Origin of the sequence: Sphingobium scionense, assembly GCF_014197035.1 — a bacterium.
Taxonomy (GTDB): Bacteria; Pseudomonadota; Alphaproteobacteria; order Sphingomonadales; family Sphingomonadaceae; genus Sphingobium; species Sphingobium scionense.
Genome location: NZ_JACIEU010000006.1, coordinates 1 through 16,110 on the forward strand (window position 1 = coordinate 1; position 16,110 = coordinate 16,110).

16 protein-coding genes and 1 tRNA gene are annotated in these 16,110 nt (G+C 65.6%); 14 read left to right on the top strand and 3 right to left on the bottom strand.

Features of this window, described 5'->3' with window-relative positions:
• Positions 1–118: 118 nt before the first annotated feature.
• Positions 119–697: a helix-turn-helix domain-containing protein gene (locus tag GGQ90_RS07885; protein ID WP_188081633.1), complete on the bottom strand. Its 579-nt coding sequence runs from the start codon at positions 695–697 to the stop codon at positions 119–121.
• Positions 698–712: 15 nt separating this feature from the next.
• On the opposite strand from GGQ90_RS07885, the gene GGQ90_RS07890 reads away from it, so the two are divergent.
• The gene (locus GGQ90_RS07890) at positions 713–1,615 is read left to right on the top strand and encodes a DMT family transporter (RefSeq protein ID WP_188081634.1); all 903 of its coding nucleotides are present in this window, start codon (positions 713–715) and stop codon (positions 1,613–1,615) included.
• 24 nt (positions 1,616–1,639) lie between these two features.
• Here GGQ90_RS07890 and GGQ90_RS07895 read toward each other — a convergent pair whose 3' ends face one another.
• Complete coding sequence (locus tag GGQ90_RS07895) at positions 1,640–2,398, bottom strand: enoyl-CoA hydratase-related protein (RefSeq protein WP_188081635.1); 759 nt, start codon at positions 2,396–2,398, stop codon at positions 1,640–1,642.
• 98 nt (positions 2,399–2,496) lie between these two features.
• Here GGQ90_RS07895 and GGQ90_RS07900 point away from each other — a divergent pair, with 98 nt between their 5' ends.
• The 6 genes from GGQ90_RS07900 to GGQ90_RS07925 all read left to right on the top strand — a co-directional run bounded on the left by GGQ90_RS07900 (position 2,497) and on the right by GGQ90_RS07925 (position 9,304).
• Positions 2,497–3,489 (top strand): bile acid:sodium symporter family protein, encoded by a 993-nt coding sequence (locus GGQ90_RS07900; RefSeq protein ID WP_188081888.1) that lies wholly within the window; start codon positions 2,497–2,499, stop codon positions 3,487–3,489.
• Positions 3,486–4,001, top strand: coding sequence for a phosphoribosyltransferase (locus GGQ90_RS07905; RefSeq protein ID WP_125987611.1), 516 nt, complete (start codon positions 3,486–3,488; stop codon positions 3,999–4,001). Before GGQ90_RS07900 ends, GGQ90_RS07905 begins: the two co-directional genes overlap by 4 nt.
• A gap of 229 nt (positions 4,002–4,230) precedes the next feature.
• Positions 4,231–5,391 (top strand): aromatic ring-hydroxylating oxygenase subunit alpha, encoded by a 1,161-nt coding sequence (locus tag GGQ90_RS07910; protein WP_188081636.1) that lies wholly within the window; start codon positions 4,231–4,233, stop codon positions 5,389–5,391.
• Positions 5,388–6,998: a phytoene desaturase family protein gene (locus GGQ90_RS07915; protein WP_188081637.1), complete on the top strand. Its 1,611-nt coding sequence runs from the start codon at positions 5,388–5,390 to the stop codon at positions 6,996–6,998. The genes GGQ90_RS07910 and GGQ90_RS07915 overlap by 4 nt, the downstream gene beginning before the upstream one ends.
• A 54-nt stretch (positions 6,999–7,052) precedes the next feature.
• A complete protein-coding gene (locus tag GGQ90_RS07920; RefSeq protein WP_188081638.1) occupies positions 7,053–8,048 on the top strand; it encodes an aspartate carbamoyltransferase catalytic subunit in 996 nt (331 codons plus the stop codon).
• Between the two features lie 26 nt (positions 8,049–8,074).
• A complete protein-coding gene (locus GGQ90_RS07925) occupies positions 8,075–9,304 on the top strand; it encodes a dihydroorotase (RefSeq protein WP_188081889.1) in 1,230 nt (409 codons plus the stop codon).
• Here GGQ90_RS07925 and GGQ90_RS07930 read toward each other — a convergent pair.
• A complete protein-coding gene (locus GGQ90_RS07930) occupies positions 9,301–10,449 on the bottom strand; it encodes a diguanylate cyclase domain-containing protein (RefSeq protein WP_188081639.1) in 1,149 nt (382 codons plus the stop codon). The two genes, GGQ90_RS07925 and GGQ90_RS07930, sit on opposite strands and share 4 nt — an antisense overlap.
• A gap of 159 nt (positions 10,450–10,608) precedes the next feature.
• On the opposite strand from GGQ90_RS07930, the gene GGQ90_RS07935 reads away from it, so the two are divergent.
• The 7 genes from GGQ90_RS07935 (at position 10,609) to GGQ90_RS07965 (ending at position 16,057) form a co-directional block, all read left to right on the top strand.
• A complete protein-coding gene (locus GGQ90_RS07935) occupies positions 10,609–11,514 on the top strand; it encodes a YihY/virulence factor BrkB family protein (protein WP_188081640.1) in 906 nt (301 codons plus the stop codon).
• A gap of 63 nt (positions 11,515–11,577) precedes the next feature.
• Positions 11,578–11,653, top strand: a tRNA-Trp gene (locus GGQ90_RS07940).
• Positions 11,654–11,824: 171 nt separating this feature from the next.
• Positions 11,825–12,028: a preprotein translocase subunit SecE gene (secE, locus tag GGQ90_RS07945; protein WP_188081641.1), complete on the top strand. Its 204-nt coding sequence runs from the start codon at positions 11,825–11,827 to the stop codon at positions 12,026–12,028.
• Positions 12,029–12,064: 36 nt separating this feature from the next.
• Positions 12,065–12,601 (top strand): transcription termination/antitermination protein NusG, encoded by a 537-nt coding sequence (gene nusG, locus GGQ90_RS07950; protein ID WP_188081642.1) that lies wholly within the window; start codon positions 12,065–12,067, stop codon positions 12,599–12,601.
• A 269-nt stretch (positions 12,602–12,870) separates the two neighbouring features.
• The gene (gene rplK, locus GGQ90_RS07955; RefSeq protein ID WP_188081643.1) at positions 12,871–13,302 is read left to right on the top strand and encodes a 50S ribosomal protein L11; all 432 of its coding nucleotides are present in this window, start codon (positions 12,871–12,873) and stop codon (positions 13,300–13,302) included.
• A 4-nt stretch (positions 13,303–13,306) separates the two neighbouring features.
• The gene (gene rplA, locus GGQ90_RS07960) at positions 13,307–14,005 is read left to right on the top strand and encodes a 50S ribosomal protein L1 (RefSeq protein WP_188081644.1); all 699 of its coding nucleotides are present in this window, start codon (positions 13,307–13,309) and stop codon (positions 14,003–14,005) included.
• Positions 14,006–14,320: 315 nt separating this feature from the next.
• Positions 14,321–16,057: a DEAD/DEAH box helicase gene (locus GGQ90_RS07965; RefSeq protein ID WP_188081645.1), complete on the top strand. Its 1,737-nt coding sequence runs from the start codon at positions 14,321–14,323 to the stop codon at positions 16,055–16,057.
• The last annotated feature ends 53 nt before the right edge of the window (positions 16,058–16,110 follow it).

Sequence of the window (16,110 nt, forward strand, 5' to 3'; positions counted from 1 at the left end):
AGCGCTATCCGTTTATGCCGCGTGCGCCTGCCTGAGATGCCAGCGTTCGCTGGCATGACGAAGTTTCCTGAAAGCCGCCAGTCAACTTCCCACCCATCCCGGCATTCGTTCGCGCTGCCTAGAACACCACGTTGCGCACGAAGCGCAGCAGGTCCGTTCCGCGATTGACGAAGACATAGGGGCGGTCGCTGCTGAAGATGAGGAAGTCGCCCGCCGCAATGGTGCGCGTGCCGGCATCCATCTCGACCGTCAGCACCCCTTCCACCACATAGAGCATCTCGTGCCAGTCGGCGGCGTCCGCTTCCGCCGGATAGCGATCGCCCGGCGCCAGCGACCAGGTCCATAGCTCCGCCTCGCGGGCGGCCGGCACGGTGCCGAGCAGGGTCGCACGGCTATGCGCGTCCTCGCCCTGCCAGGCGAGGGTATCGATCCGGCTATTGTCCGGCATGTCGGGCGCGCGCACGACGTGCGAAAAGCTGACGTCCAGCGCCTGCGCCAGCCGGTCGAGCGTCGACAGGCTGACATTGGCTTCGCCGCTCTCGATTCCCACCAGCATGCGCCGACTGACCCCGGCCGCGCTGGCCAGCGCATCCTGGCTCAGCCCCTTGGCGGCGCGCAGGCGACGGATATTGCCCGCGACATGGGAAAGAACGTCCGGGCGCGGGACTTCGACTTGACTGTGCAATATATTGCTCATAACGCACTGTGCATTATGTTGCACAATGCCGCCCTCGACAAGAGCCCTGCGCCCCGGCTGATGATCGGCCGCCCCGAACTCGCGCTGATCGGGATCACCGTGCTGTGGGGCGCGACCTTCCTGATCGTGCATCATGCCATGCAGCATAGCGGGCCGCTCTTCTTCGTGGGGATGCGCTTCGGCACGGCGGCGCTGCTGGCGCTGCCGCTCGCCTGGCCGGTGTTGCGCGGCCTGACGGCGCGCGAACTGCTGGCCGGGTCGATGATCGGCCTTGGCATCTTTTGCGGCTACACGCTCCAGACCTGGGCACTGCAGACCATATCGAGCAGCACATCGGCCTTCATCACCGCCGCCTATGTGCCGCTGGTGCCGATCCTCCAATGGGCGATATTGCGGCGGCGGCCGCGCTGGACCAGCTGGGTCGGCGTGGCGCTGGCCTTTGCCGGCCTGATCCTGATCGCCGCCCCGCGCGAAGGGCTGTCGCTGGGCAAGGGCGAGGCGCTGACGCTCATCAGCACCCTGGCGATCGCGCTGGAAATCATCTTCATCAGCCTGTGGGCCGGCAAGGTCGACATTGCCCGCGTCACGCTGGTGCAACTGGCGGTCACGGCGCTGCTTGCCTTTGGCCTGATGGCGCCGATGGGTGAGGCGATCCCGCCCTTTTCCTGGACGGTGATCCTGTCGGCCTGTGGCCTGGGCGCGATGACGGCGCTGATCCAGTTCGTGATGAACTGGGCGCAGCGCACCGTGTCGCCGACCCGCGCGACCCTCATCTATGCCGGCGAGCCGGTCTGGGCCGGGATATTGGGCCGGATCGCGGGCGACCGCCAGCCCGCCACGGCGCTGGCCGGCGCGCTGCTGATCATCGCCGCCGTGATCGTGAGCGAATTGAAGTTCGAGCGACGGGGCAAGGACTGACCCCCTCCCCCCGCCGCGCTTCGATCAGGCCCGCTTGAAGACCGGCGCCCGCTTTTCGAAGAAGGCCATGAAGGCTTCCTGCGCCTCGGGCGAGGCCAGCGCTTCGCGGAACAGCCGGGCTTCCTCCGCGATGCGCGCCTGCAAGGCGGCGGGATCGCCCTTCATCAGCCGGCGCGTCGCCGCCAGTGCTTTGGGCGGCTTGGCCATCAGCGCCGCCGCCTTGGCCCGCGCATGGTCGAGCAGCGCGTCCCCTGTCACGATCGCCGTCACGAAACCGGCGCGATCGGCCCCTTCCGCATCCAATGGCTCACCCAGCAACAGCATCGCCGCCGCCCTGGCATGGCCCATGATCGCGGGCGCGAGCAGGCTGGAGCCGGCCTCCGGCACGATGCCCAGATTGACGAAGGGCATGACGAAGCGCGCGTCGGGCGCGGCATAGACCAGGTCACAATGGAACAGCATCGTCGTGCCGACGCCCACGGCAAGCCCCTGCACCGCCGCGACGATCGGCTTGTCGAAGGCGGCGATCGCGCTGATGAAGTCGAAGGCGGCGGCCCCGCCCTCCGGCCCGGCCATGAAGTCCTTGAGATCATTGCCGGCGCAAAAAGCGTCCCCCCGTCCCGCAAACAGCACCACGCCAATCTCCGGCCGGCTCGACGCATCGGCCAGCGCCGCCGTCATCGTCCGGTACATCGGCCCGGTCAGCGCATTCTTCTTGTCGGGCCGGTCGATATGGATTTCGAGCACGCCGTTCGTCTCGATGATGGCGATAGGGTCGCTCACGCAAATTCTCTCCCAAAGCTGTGTGCCGAGGCTGTTGGCCCAGAGGATGGGGCGGCGTCTATCCTTTTCCAAGCCCCTTCCCTATGCCCGGAACCATGATGACTCGCCTGCGCCTGATCCTCGATCCCTTCCTCGTCCTGCTGCTCTGCACCGTTGCCCTAGCGTCGGTCCTGCCCGCGCGCGGCCAGGGCGCCCATATCGCGTCGATCGTCGCGGATGCCGGCATCGTGCTGCTTTTTTTCCTGCATGGTGCCAAATTGTCGCGCGAGGCGATCTGGGGCGGCGCGAAGGCGTGGCAACTCCATCTTGCGACTTTGGGCACGACCTTCCTCTTCTTCCCGCTGGTCGGCATCATCCTGCAGCAGATCGGCGCGATCCCGGAGAATATGCGGGCGGGCCTGCTGTTCCTGGCGCTGCTGCCATCGACGGTGCAAAGCTCGATTGCCTTCACCGCGATCGCGCGCGGCAATGTCGCCGCCGCCGTGGTCAGCGCCTCCTTCTCCAACCTGCTCGGCATCGTGCTGACGCCGCTACTGGTGGCATTGCTGATGCAGCGCGGCGGCAGCAACCTCATCTCCCTCTCCTCTGTCGAGGGGATCATGCTGCAATTGCTGTTGCCCTTCGTGCTGGGCCATCTTGCCCGGCCCTGGATCGGCGGCTTCGTGTCGCGGCACAAGACGCTGGTCGGCCGGGTCGATCGCACATCGATCCTGCTGGTGGTCTATTCCGCCTTCAGCGCGGCGGTGGTCGAAGGGCTGTGGCACCGGGTCTCGCGCGCGGAGCTGGCGCTGCTCGCGCTGCTCTGCATCGCCATGCTCGTGATCGTGCTGCTCTTCACCTGGGGGCTTGGGCGGCTGCTCGGCTTTTCCCGCGAAGATGCGATCGTGCTGCAATTCTGTGGCTCGAAGAAGAGCCTCGCCTCGGGCGTGCCGATCGCCGGTGTCCTCTTCCCGGCGGCGGCCGTCGGGCCGATCATCCTGCCGGTCATGCTGTTCCACCAGATTCAGCTGATGGCTTGTGCCCTGCTGGCACGGCGCTATGGGGCGCAGGCGGCCGATAGGGCCGATTCGCAGATGGCAACCATATCATGACCCAACCGATCCTGACCGACATTCCGATGGAGAGCTTCCTCTCCCACATCGACGCCGTGGCCGGCGCGATCGCCAAATCGGACTGGCGGCCCGACTATATTGTCGGCGTCGGGCGCGGCGGGCTGGTGCCGGCCACCTATCTGTCCCACGCCATCAGCCAGCCGATGCTGTCGGTCGACCTGTCGGCCCAGGTCGTGGGCTTTTGCGACGAACTGCTCGACAAGCTGGTGGCGATGGCGCTCGAAGGATCGCGCCTGCTGTTCGTCGACGACATCAATGACAGCGGCCGCACGATCAACCAGTTGCGCGCGGCGCTGGCCGGTGCGCCGGCCGATCATCTGCGCTTTGCCGTGCTGATCGACAATGTCAGCTCGGCCGCAAAGGTCGAATATCGCGCGACCACGATCGACCGTGTCGTCACCAAGGACTGGTTCGTCTTCCCCTGGGAAGCGGTTGCCAGCCGCGCGTCGATCCTGTCCGACTGGGGCGAAGTGCCCGAACGGACCAGCTGAAAGTCTGTTTTAGAAAGCCGGCACCAGCCCGCTCCCCCGCCCAGCCACCCGACAGGATGACACCGGATCGGGTGGCTGGGCGGGGGAGCGGGCTGGTGCCGTACCGAAAAAAAATCGCTCTCTCGCGATTTTTCAAACGGGCTCCGAGCGACCTGTCACAAAAATATAATGGAATTTTGCCGCCCATTCGTTATACAAATGTATAACTGCATTGGGGCTTGCGGGGCAGATGGACGAAAAGGGAAGCGCGCCGGATCCGGACGCGGGCTATAGCCTGCCGGCATGGACCTATAGCGATCCCGAATTTTTCGCCGTCGAAGCCCGCCGCATCTTCCGCCCGAGTTGGCAGATCGTCGCCCATGACAGCGACCTGCCGGCGCCGGGCGATTTCCATGTGCTGGACTATCTTGGCGAGAGCATCATCGTCATCCGCGGGGATGACGGCGAAGCCCGCGCCTTTACCAACGTGTGCCGCCACCGCGGCGCGCGCCTAGTGGACGGGCCTTCGGGTCGCACCAGAAAGCTGGTCTGTCCCTACCATGCCTGGACCTATGGTCTGGACGGATGCCTGACGGGCCTGCCGATGGCGGGCAGTTATGGCAGCCTCGACCGGTCCAGGCATGGACTTGTCCCCATCGATATCGAAAATTTCCACGGCTTCCTGTTCGTTCGGCTTCAGGATGATGGCGGACCGTCGGTGGCGCAGATGATGGCGCCCTATGTCGACGAGATCGCGCCCTATCGCTTTTCCGAACTGCGCGCCCTGGGGCGGGTGACGCTGCGCCCGCGCGCGGTGAACTGGAAGAATATCGGCGACAATTATTCCGACGGCCTCCACATCGCGGTCGCCCATCCCGGCCTCAAACGGCTGATGGGCGATGGCTATGGCGTCGAAGCCAGCCCCTATGCCGACAAGATGTGGGGGCCGATCCTCGACCGTCCGTCCGCCAACCTGTCCGAGCGCGCCTATCAGCATTTCCTGCCGGCCATCCCGTATCTTCCGCCCGATCGGCAGCGGCTTTGGACCTATTTCAAGCTCTGGCCCAATTTCGCGTTCGACATCTATCCCGACCAGGTGGACTTCATGCAGTGGCTGCCGGTCTCGCCGACCCAGACGCTGATCCGCGAGATCAGCTACGCCCTGCCCGACAACCGCAGGGAGATGAAGGCGGCGCGCTATCTCAACTGGCGCATCAACCGCCAGGTCAACGCCGAGGATACGGCGCTTGTCGCCCGCGTGCAGGCCGGCATGGCGTCGGACAGTTTCACCGTCGGCCCTTTGAGCGAACAGGAAGTGGCGCTGCGCCATTTCTGCGCGCGGATGCGCGCCATCATTCCGCAGGCGCGCCAGCATCGCGCCCCTGCCCCCGGCTGGAGCCACATCGCATGACCAAAGCCTATGACGCCGTCATCATCGGCGCCGGCCATAATGGCCTTGTCTGCGCCTTCTACCTCGCCCGTGCCGGATACAAGGTGCGCATGGTCGAGCGCCGCAATGTCGTCGGCGGCGCGGCGGTGACTGAGGAATTTCACCCCGGCTTCCGCAACTCGACCGCCAGCTACACGGTCAGCCTGCTCAATCCCAAGGTCATCCGCGACATGAAGCTGGCCGACCATGGCTATCGCGTGATCGAGCGGCCGATCAGCAATTTCCTGCCCCAGCCCGATGGCGGCTATCTGAAGCTGGGCGGCGGGCTGGAGCGGACCCAGGCCGAGTTTGCCCGTTTCAGCGCGCGCGACGCCGCCACCTTGCCGGCCTATTATGACGCGCTGGAAGTGGTCGCCGATGTGTTGCGCGACCTGGTGCTCAAAAGCCCGCCCAATGTCGGCGATGGCCTGACCATGGTGGTCGAGGCGCTGAAGCAGGGCCGCCGCGTCGCCGGGCTCGACATCGAGCAACAGCGCGACGTGCTCGACCTGTTCACCAAATCGGCCCGAACCTTCCTCGACAGCTGGTTCGAGAGCGAGGCGGTCAAGGCCGCCTTCGGCTTCGACGCGGTGGTCGGCAATTTCGCCTCCCCCGACACGCCGGGCAGCGCCTATGTGCTGCTGCACCATGTGTTCGGCGAAGTGAACGGCAAGAAGGGCGCCTGGGGTCACAGCGTCGGCGGCATGGGCACGATCACCCAGGCCATGGCGAAGGTCGTGCAGGCGATGGGGGTCGAGATCAGCCTGGAAGCTCCGGTCGATCATGTGCTGGTCGATGGCGATCGCGCCGTCGGCGTGAAGCTGGCCAGCGGCGAGGAAGTGATGGGCACCAGCATCATCGCCAATGTCGGCCCCAAGCTGCTGTACGAGCAGATGATGCAGCCGGCCCACCTGCCCGCCGATTTCCTGAAACGGATCAGGGCGTTCAAGGCGGGATCGGGCACCTTCCGCATGAATGTCGCGCTCTCCGCCCTGCCCGACTTCACCTGCCTGCCCGGCATTGGCGAGCATCACCAGTCCGGCATCATCATCGCGCCCACGCTCGACTATATGGACCGCGCCTATCTCGACGCGAAGCGCGACGGCTGGTCGAAGCAGCCGATCGTCGAGATGCTGATCCCGTCGACCATCGACGACAGCCTGGCGCCCGAGGGCTGTCATGTCGCCAGCCTCTTCTGCCAGCAATTCGCGCCCGAACTGCCTGATGGGCGCAACTGGGACGATGAGCGCGAAGCCGCCGCCGACCATATCATCGCCACGGTCGAGGCTCATGCGCCCGGCTTTGCAAAGAGCGTGATCGCCCGCCAGATCCATTCCCCGCTCGACCTGGAACGCAAGTTCGGCCTGGTCGGCGGCGACATCATGCATGGCAATCTGACGCTGGACCAGATGTGGGCGGCGCGCCCTGTGCTGGGCCATGGCGCCTATCGCGGGCCGGTGAAGGGCCTCTACATGTGCGGCGCGGGCACCCATCCGGGCGGCGGCGTCACCGGCGCGCCGGGCCATAATGCCGCGCGCGAGGTGCTGAAGGATCGCGCCCTGTGGGGGAAATGGCGCGGCCGGGCCTGATCGGGTCTTTCCCCGCCTTGCCCCAACCGAAAGCCTGGCCTAAAGACCCGGCTCATGCCCGACATCTTCATTCCTGATGCAACGCCCGAGCTGACCGGCCGGGCGCTGTTCCCGCACCGGCACCTGCTGTCGATCGCCGACCTCAAGCCCTGGGAAATCCGTTTCCTGCTGGACGAGGCCGAACATTGGGCGCGCACCAACAAGGGCCAGGCGCGCAAGCATGATGACCGGCTGGCCGGCATGACCCAGATCAACGCCTTTTTCGAGAACAGCACCCGCACCTTGCTGTCGTTCGAGATCGCCGGCAAGCGGCTGGGCGCCGACGTCGTCAACATGCACGCCGGCCAATCGAGCGTGAAGAAGGGCGAGACCCTCATCGACACCGCCATGACCCTCAACGCCATGGCCGCCGACGTGATCGTCATCCGCCATGCCAGTTCCGGCGCGGTCGCGCTGATCGCGGACAAGGTCGACTGCCCGGTGCTGAATGCGGGCGATGGCTGGCACCAGCATCCGACGCAAGCGCTGCTCGATGCGCTCACCATCCGCCGCCGCAAGGGCGGGTTCGAAGGACTGGTGGTCGCCATCTGCGGCGACGTGCTGCACAGCCGCGTCGCCCGATCCAACATGCTCTGCCTCGCCGCGCTGGGCGCGCAGGTGCGCGCGGTCGCCCCGCCCACCCTGCTGCCGCCCGAGGTCGAGATGCTGGGCGCCACCCCCTATAGCCGGATGGAAGACGGGCTGGATGGCGCCGATGTCGTCATGATGCTGCGCCTCCAGAATGAGCGGATGGACGGCGCCTTCATCCCGTCGGCGCGCGAATATCATGCGCTTTATGGCCTGACGCCCGAACGGCTGGCGATCGCCAAGCCCGATGCCCTGGTCATGCATCCCGGCCCGATGAACCGGGGCGTCGAGATCACCAGCACGGTAGCGGACGATCCCGATCGGTCGGCCATCACCGAACAGGTGGCGATGGGCGTGGCGGTGCGCATGGCGTGCCTGGATGTTCTGACGCGCAAGGCGCGTGGCGTGGAGGGATGGGCGTGAGCATCCCGACCAACAAGGAAAAAGAGATGGGCGTAGGCCGGATCGCAATCGTCAACGGCAAGCTGGCCGATCCGGCGGGCGATGCCCTTGCCCCCGGCACCGTCCTGATCGAGGGTGACCGCATCCTGGCCACCGGCGCGATCGACATTCCCGCCGACGCGCAGCAGGTCGATGCCGGCGGGCTGGTGGTCGCGCCGGGCCTCATCGACCTTGGCGTCTTCGCCACCGACAAGCCGGCCTTCCACTTCGGCGGCATCACCCGCGCCGCCCTGATGCCCGACCAGCGCGCGCCGCTGGACGAGGCCGGCCTGATCCGGGAAGCGACCCGCGCGGGCAAGCCCGACTTCTGGGTCCACCCGATCGCCGCCGCGACCCGTGGCCTCAAGGGCACGGAGATGGCCGAAATGGGCCTGATGCAGATTGCCGGGGCCAAGGCGGTCGGCACCGGCCGCCAGTGGATCGCCGATTCGGGCGTGATGCTGCGCATCCTCTCCTATGCTTCGGGCCTTGGCCTCACCGTCATCGCCCATGCCGAGGATGGCGGCCTGTCCGCCAAGGCGGTGGCAACCAGCGGCGAGACCGCGACGCGCCTCGGCCTTGCCCATGCGCCCGCCTGCGCCGAGGCGATGGCGATCGCCCGCGACATCATGCTGGCCCGCGAGACCGGCGCCGCCATCCATTTCCGCCTGGTCACGACCAGGGCCGGCTTCGATCTGATCCGCGCCGCCAAGGCGGAGGGGCTCACGGTCAGTTGCGGCATCAGCCCCGCCTATCTGTTCCTGAACGATCAGGCGGTGACGGCCTTCCGCACCTTTGCGCGCCTGTCGCCGCCCCTTCGTTCGGAAAATGACCGCCAAGCCTCGATCGCGGCAGTCGCCGACGGCACCGTCGATGTCATCACATCGGGCCATGATCCGCGCGGACCGGAAGACAAGCGCCTGCCCTTCGCCGATGCGTCACCCGGCATGGCCGGCGCGGAAACGCTGCTCGCCTTGTCGCTCAACCTGGTGCGCGACGGCCATGTCAGCCTCAACCGGCTGATGACCCTGCTCAGCGCCAATCCGGCGAAGATATTGGGTGTCAATGCCGGCAGCTTCGCGCCCGGCAGCGCCGCCGACCTGATCCTGGTCGATCCCGATGCGCCCTGGATCGTCGATTCGGCGAAGATGGCGGCGTCGGCCGGCAACACGCCGTTCGACAAGGTGCCGGTGCAGGGCCGTGCCCGCCGCATCATGAAGGGCGGGCAGTTTTTCTAAGCGGACTGGCGTTGCGGCTCGCCGAGCCGCCGCCCCTTGCGCTGCCGCTTGTCCGCATAGAGCCGCGTGTCGGCGACATGCAGGACGGCGGCGGCGTCCGCCCCATCCTGCGGGAAGGTGGCGATGCCGAAACTGCTGCCGACCGACAGGCTGCACCCCTGCCAGCCCACAGGCGCAGCAACGGCCTGCCTGATGCCGGGCATGCGCCGATGCAGGGCGTCCACATCCGTTTCCGCGTCCTGGAGCAGCGCAAATTCGTCGCCGCCAAGGCGCGCGATGCTGACCGCATCCGGCATCAAGGCGCGCAGCCGGCCACCCAATGACGTCAGCAAAGCGTCGCCCGCCTGATGGCCATGCTCGTCGTTGCACTGCTTGAACCCGTCGAGATCGGCGAGCAGCACACTGAAGGCAGCACCCCGCTCCACCCGTTCACTGATCGCACGCATAAAGCTCAGCCGGTTGTCGAGGCCGGTCAGCGCATCGGTGCCGGCCAGCCGTGCAAGGTCGCGCTGCGACACCAGCATCGCCACCGTCTCGCGAAACTTGCCCAGCACCAGATTGGCCTGCATCACCGTGACGACCGCCATCATCACTGCCATCGCCCGCACGCCCAGATTGTCATAGAGCGCCATCTTCATCAGGATCGGCAACACCGCCGCGCCCATCGCGCCGATCGCGGCGCGTGGCACGCTCAGCAAGGTCGTCGCCGCAACCAGCGCGCCGATGCCGATGAACACCGGCGCCACCATGCAATAATAGATTTCGGTTTCGGTGAAGGCGTTGACCGCCCACAGGCCCGCCACCAGCCCGGATACGGTCGCGACATGCGCCACCCGCCTCAGGCTGCGCACCTGCTCCAGGGCATCCGTCGCCAGCGAGCCGCCACGCCAGCGCAGCAGAGATATCGCGCAGACCAGCAGGAGCAGCGCGGGCGGCGTCATTTGCTGCCACAGCGGCAGGTCGCCCATGACCGCGAGCGCCATCGCGAGCGCGTTGGCCATGATCAGCAGGCACAAAAGCGGCAGCGCGCGATGGAAACGGCGATATTGGGTATCCAGCACGGCATCGCGCGCTCCGTCCGGCACGGGCGCCGTGAACGGGCCATCCCACCCCTTCAACCGCTGCTTCCAGCGTTTTTCCGCCACTTAGCCGCTCCCTGCCATCTCGCTGCGAGCGCCCTTGAGTAGAGAAATGAGGTTAATCGTCCAACAACGGGAAACCCTAACGGGGGAAAACCATGAGGTCCGCGAATCAAGGAACCCTATTGCCTTTCGCGCGCTACCCCTGTTCAGCAGGGGATATTCATGACCGAAACGATCGCCCAGCAGGTGCATGTCGATGCACCGTGGAAAATCCCGCCCCGTGCCTGGTGGGAGATATTGAAGCGTGTCTATGCGGCCATGTCCGCCAATCATCTGGGCCTGCTGTCCGCCGGCGTGGCTTATTATGCCTTCCTGTCGATCGCCCCGCTGCTGGCGGCAGTGGTGCTGACCTATGGCCTGGTCGGCGATCCGCAGATCGTCGCCCGCCATATGCAGGCGATCATCACCGTCGTGCCCGCCGACGCCGCCCAACTGATCAACGACCAGTTGCTGGGCATGGTGAGCGCGCGCAAGCCCGCGATCGGATTCGGCCTGTTCCTGGCCCTGGGCCTGGCCGTCTATGGCGCGACCCGCGCCGCCTCCGCGATCATGGAGGCGCTCAACATCGTCTATGCGCAGAAGGAAGGGCGCAACATCTTCGCCTTCTACCGCGTGTCGATGGGAATCACCTTTTCCGCCGTGCTGGTGGTGGTCGCCGGCGTCCTGACCGCCACGATCATCGGCCTCCTCCAGAAACTGCTGACCAACTGGGGACCGGGCGTATTGTTCGCGATCAAGGCGACGACATGGATCTGCGCGGGCCTGCTCGCCAGCACCATCTTCGGCCTTATCTATCGCTTCGGCCCGCATCGTCGCCGGGTGCGATGGCAGTGGCTGACGGTCGGATCGATCGCCGCGACGCTGTTCTGGCTGATCGCCACGCTGGCGGTCTCCTTCTACGTCTCCACCTTCGGCGATTACAACAAGACCTACGGCTCACTCGCGGCCGTGGTGATCCTGCAACTCTGGCTGTTCGTGTCCGCCTATATCGTCCTGCTGGGCGCGCAGATCAACGCGGAGGCGGAACGGCAGACCAGCGTCGACACCCTTGTTGAAGAAGTTGCATAAAGTCGCTTGCCCTCCCCGATAGGCCACGCTAAAGCGCCCTCCTTCGCTGGCTCGGGCCAGTGCAGGAGTGTAGCTCAGTTGGTAGAGCGTCGGTCTCCAAAACCGAATGCCGTGGGTTCGAGTCCCTCCACTCCTGCCAAGCGAACTGGCCGCGAACCTTGTAAATCCATGGGTTCGCGGCTAAGTGCGCTTAGCGAAGTACGGGTCGCGAAGCGCGACCGCACCCCCAAACGCTGAACATGGCGGGATCGGGAGGGCGGACTGTTGCTTTGCGCTTTGGTGTTGATTTTGAAGGTGAACAGGCAGCGCGATGGCGAAGACTTCTCCGGGTGAGTTCGTCAATCAGGTCAAGACCGAATGGTCGAAAATTGCGTGGCCGACCCGTCGCGAAACGTTGATGACGGCCGTTCTGGTTGTCATCATGACCTCATTGCTTGGCATCTTCTTCTTCGGTATCGACACCTTCTTCGGTGCGATCGTCCAGTGGCTGCTGAGCCTCGCATCGGGTCGTTGAACGCAGGGCGTTCTACAAGGAGTTTAAGACGGTAACATGGCGCGCTGGTACATCATCCACGCCTATTCGGGCTTCGAGAACAAGGTCAAGGAATCGATCCTGACCGAGGCCGAGCGCATGGGCCTGTCGCAACTGGTCGAACAGGTCGAGGTTCCGACCGAGACCGTCACCGAAGTGAAGCGCGGCAAGAAGGTGCTGGTCGAACGCAAGTTCATGCCGGGCTACGTCCTCGCCAAGCTGGCGATGAACGACGATGTCTATCACCTCGTCAAGAACACGCCCAAGGTCACCGGCTTCCTGGGCTCGAGCGGCAAGCCGCAGGCAATCAGCGAGAGCGAAGCCGCCCGCTATTTCGGCGCCCAGAAGGAAGCCGCCGCCGCCCCGAAGCACAAGGTCAATGTCGATTACGAGATCGGCGACAGCGTCAAGGTGCTGGACGGCCCCTTCGCCAGCTTCAACGGCGTGGTCGAGGAACTGGATTTCGAAAAGAACCGGGTCAAGGTGTCTGTGTCGATCTTCGGTCGCGCCACCCCGGTGGAACTGGACTTCGAGCAGGTCGAACTGTCGAAGTAAATATCGCCGCAAGGCTTTTGCAAAAAGGGTCGCCCGCTTTCCAGCCGGCGGCCCTTTTTGTTGGGGACATATCGCTTTTCGGCCCAATTCGCCGAAAGACAGACTCCCCCTTCCCTTTGGACGAGAAGGTCGCTATAGGGCCGCGCTTCCATGCCCGTCCCTCGGGATGGCTGGATATGTGCGGGAGGCTCCCTTCGGGGCGCCGCTAGACCGCTAAACTTGAACCGGTGAATCTGTCCGCAGATTCACCAGCTATAGAGTGAGTGAAAATGGCCAAGAAGATTACGGGCTATATCAAGCTCCAGGTGCCCGCCGGAGCCGCCAACCCCTCGCCGCCGATCGGCCCTGCCCTGGGTCAGCGCGGCGTGAACATCATGGAATTCTGCAAGGCGTTCAACGCCTCGACGGAAAAGATGGACAAGGGCACCCCGCTGCCGACCATCATCACCGTCTATGCCGACCGTTCGTTCACCTTCGTGACGAAGCAGCCGCCGGCTACCTATCTGATCAAGAAGGCCGTCAACCTGAAGTCGGGCTCGAAGGAGCCGGGCAAGGTCGTCGCTGGCAAGATCACCCGCGCCCAGCTCGCTGAAATCGCCCAGGCCAAGATGGTTGACCTGAACGCGAACGACATCGACGCTGCGACGAAGATCATCGAAGGCTCCGCTCGCGCGATGGGCCTCGAAGTGGTGGAGGGCTAAGACCATGGCAAAGCTGACCAAGAAGGCGAAGGCCCTGGCGACCGCGATCGACCGCGAAAAGCTGCACGGCGTTGACGAGGCCCTGGGCCTGATCAAGACCCACGCCACCGCCAAGTTCGACGAAAGCGTCGAAATCGCGATCAACCTGGGCGTTGACCCGCGTCACGCCGACCAGATGGTCCGTGGCGTCGTCACCCTGCCCGCCGGCACCGGCAAGGACGTTCGCGTCGCCGTGTTCGCTCGCAACGACAAGGCCCAGCAGGCGCTCGACGCCGGTGCCGACATCGTGGGCGCTGAAGACCTGCTCGAATCGATCCAGGCCGGCAACATCGACTTCCAGCGCGTCATCGCCACCCCCGACATGATGGGTCTGGTGGGTCGCCTGGGTAAGGTTCTGGGTCCCAAGGGCCTGATGCCGAACCCGAAGCTGGGCACCGTGACGCCGAACGTCGCCGAAGCCGTGAAGGCCGCCAAGGGTGGTCAGATCGAATTCCGCGTCGAAAAGGCCGGCATCATCCACGCTGGTCTGGGCAAGTCGAGCTTCTCGGCCGAAGACCTGCGCAAGAATTTCGACGCCTTCGTCGACGCGATCGTCAAGGCGAAGCCGTCGGGTTCGAAGGGCAAATATGTCCGCAAGATCGCCCTGTCGTCGTCGATGGGCCCGGGCGTGAAGGTCGACGTGGCGGAAGTCGCTTCGGTCTGATCCTGCACGGATAAGTGATAAAGGGGCCGCCTTCCCTCCTTGCGGGGGAAGGCGGCCTTCTTATTTTATAGGAACATCCGCCCATCAAAGAGGCGGACGTGAGGGCCATGGGCCGGGCCGAGGGGTATTTTCGCTGCCTCGACCATAGGGGGACACCCCTCCACCACCAGCGCTGCTGGCGGTCCCCCTTCCCTAGCCGGGGAGGATTTCGGAACCAGGGGTCTGACCACCCCCTGGGCTCCCGCGGTCGGGAGCATGGAAGGTCTTTGTATCCGTCGGGAATGGCGGGTCGCTTTTACCGATGGAAAACAGAATATGTCCTTTGAACATCTCCCCTCAATTCTCGCCCAGGCGCTGGCCACCAAGGGCTATGAAAACCTGACCCCGGTCCAGGCTCAAGTCACGCAGGAAGAAGCGCATGGCCGCGACCTGCTGGTGTCGGCCCAGACGGGTTCGGGCAAGACCGTGGCCTTCGGCCTCGCCATGGCCGGCGAGCTGCTGGGCACGCAAGAACGCCTGCCGGTTGCCGGCCTGCCGCTGGCGCTGGTGATCGCGCCGACGCGCGAACTGGCGCTGCAGGTCAGCCGCGAGCTGGAATGGCTCTACGGCGCCGCCCGCGCCCGCATCGCCACCTGCGTCGGCGGCATGGACGCCGCCAAGGAACGCCGCGCACTCAGCCATGGCGCCCATATCGTCGTCGGCACACCGGGCCGTCTGCGTGACCATCTGGAGCGCGGTGCGCTCGACCTGTCGGCGCTGAGCACCGTCGTCCTCGACGAAGCCGACGAAATGCTCGACATGGGCTTCCGCGAGGATCTGGAGGGCATTCTAGACAGCGCGCCCGAAGGCCGCCGCACCCTGCTCTTCTCGGCCACCATGCCCAAGCCGATCGTCGCGATGGCCAAGCGCTATCAGTCGGACGCGCTGCGCATCTCGACCGTGGGCGAGGAACGCGGCCATGGCGACATCAGCTATCAGGCCATCACCGTCGCCCCGTCCGATATCGAAAATGCGGTGGTCAACCTGCTGCGTTTCCACGAGGCGGAAACCGCGATCCTGTTCTGCGCCACCCGCGACAATGTCCGCCATCTGCATTCCAGCCTGACCGAGCGGGGCTTCGCTGCCGTGGCGCTGTCGGGCGAGCATAGCCAGAATGAGCGCAACCACGCGCTCCAGGCGCTGCGCGACAAGCGCGCCCGCGTCTGCGTCGCCACCGACGTCGCCGCGCGCGGCATCGACCTGCCCAGCCTGACGCTGGTGGTCCATGTCGAACTGCCGCGCGACGCCGAAACGATGCAGCATCGTTCGGGCCGCACCGGCCGCGCCGGCAAGAAGGGCACCGCCGTCCTGATCGTCCCCTATCCGCGTCGTCGCCGCGTCGAATCGATGCTGCGCGGCGCCAAGATCCCGGTCGAATGGGGCAACCCGCCCAGCAAGGAAGCGATCCTGGAGCAGGATAATACCCGGCTGCGTTCGACCCTGATGGAAAAGGCCGAACTGGACGAGGCCGACTGGGCACTGGGCGCCGAACTGCTGGCGGAAAAGTCTGCCAAGGAAATCGCTGCGATGCTGGTGAAGAGCGCCCGTGCCTCGCTGCCCGCGCCCGAAGAACTGCTGGACCGCAGCGAAGCGCCGCCGCGCCAGGAAGGACCGCGTCCGGGCTTTGAGGACACCCAGTGGTTCCGCATGGACATCGGCCGGCGCCAGAATGCCGATCCACGCTGGATCCTGCCGCTGATCTGCCGCCGTGGCCATGTGTCGCGCGGTGACATCGGCGCGATCCGCATCACCACGAACGAAACCATGTTCGAAATCCCCAAGGCGATCGCCAGCCGCTTCCTGTCGGCCGTCAAGCGCTCGGGCGAAGCAAATGACGAGGGCGCCGACGTCGCGTTCGAGATGGTCGATGGCGCTCCGCGCGAGCAGGCCCGCGACAATCGCCGCCAGGGCAATCGCCCGAACGACCGTGGCCCGCGCCCGGCCGGCTACGCCCCCCGCCCCTTCAAGGGCGGCCCCAAGCGCCCCGGCGGCCCGCGCAAGCCGCGCGGCTAAGCGCTTGGGCATAGCCTCCTGAACGAAAAGGGCGGTGAACGATCAACCATCGT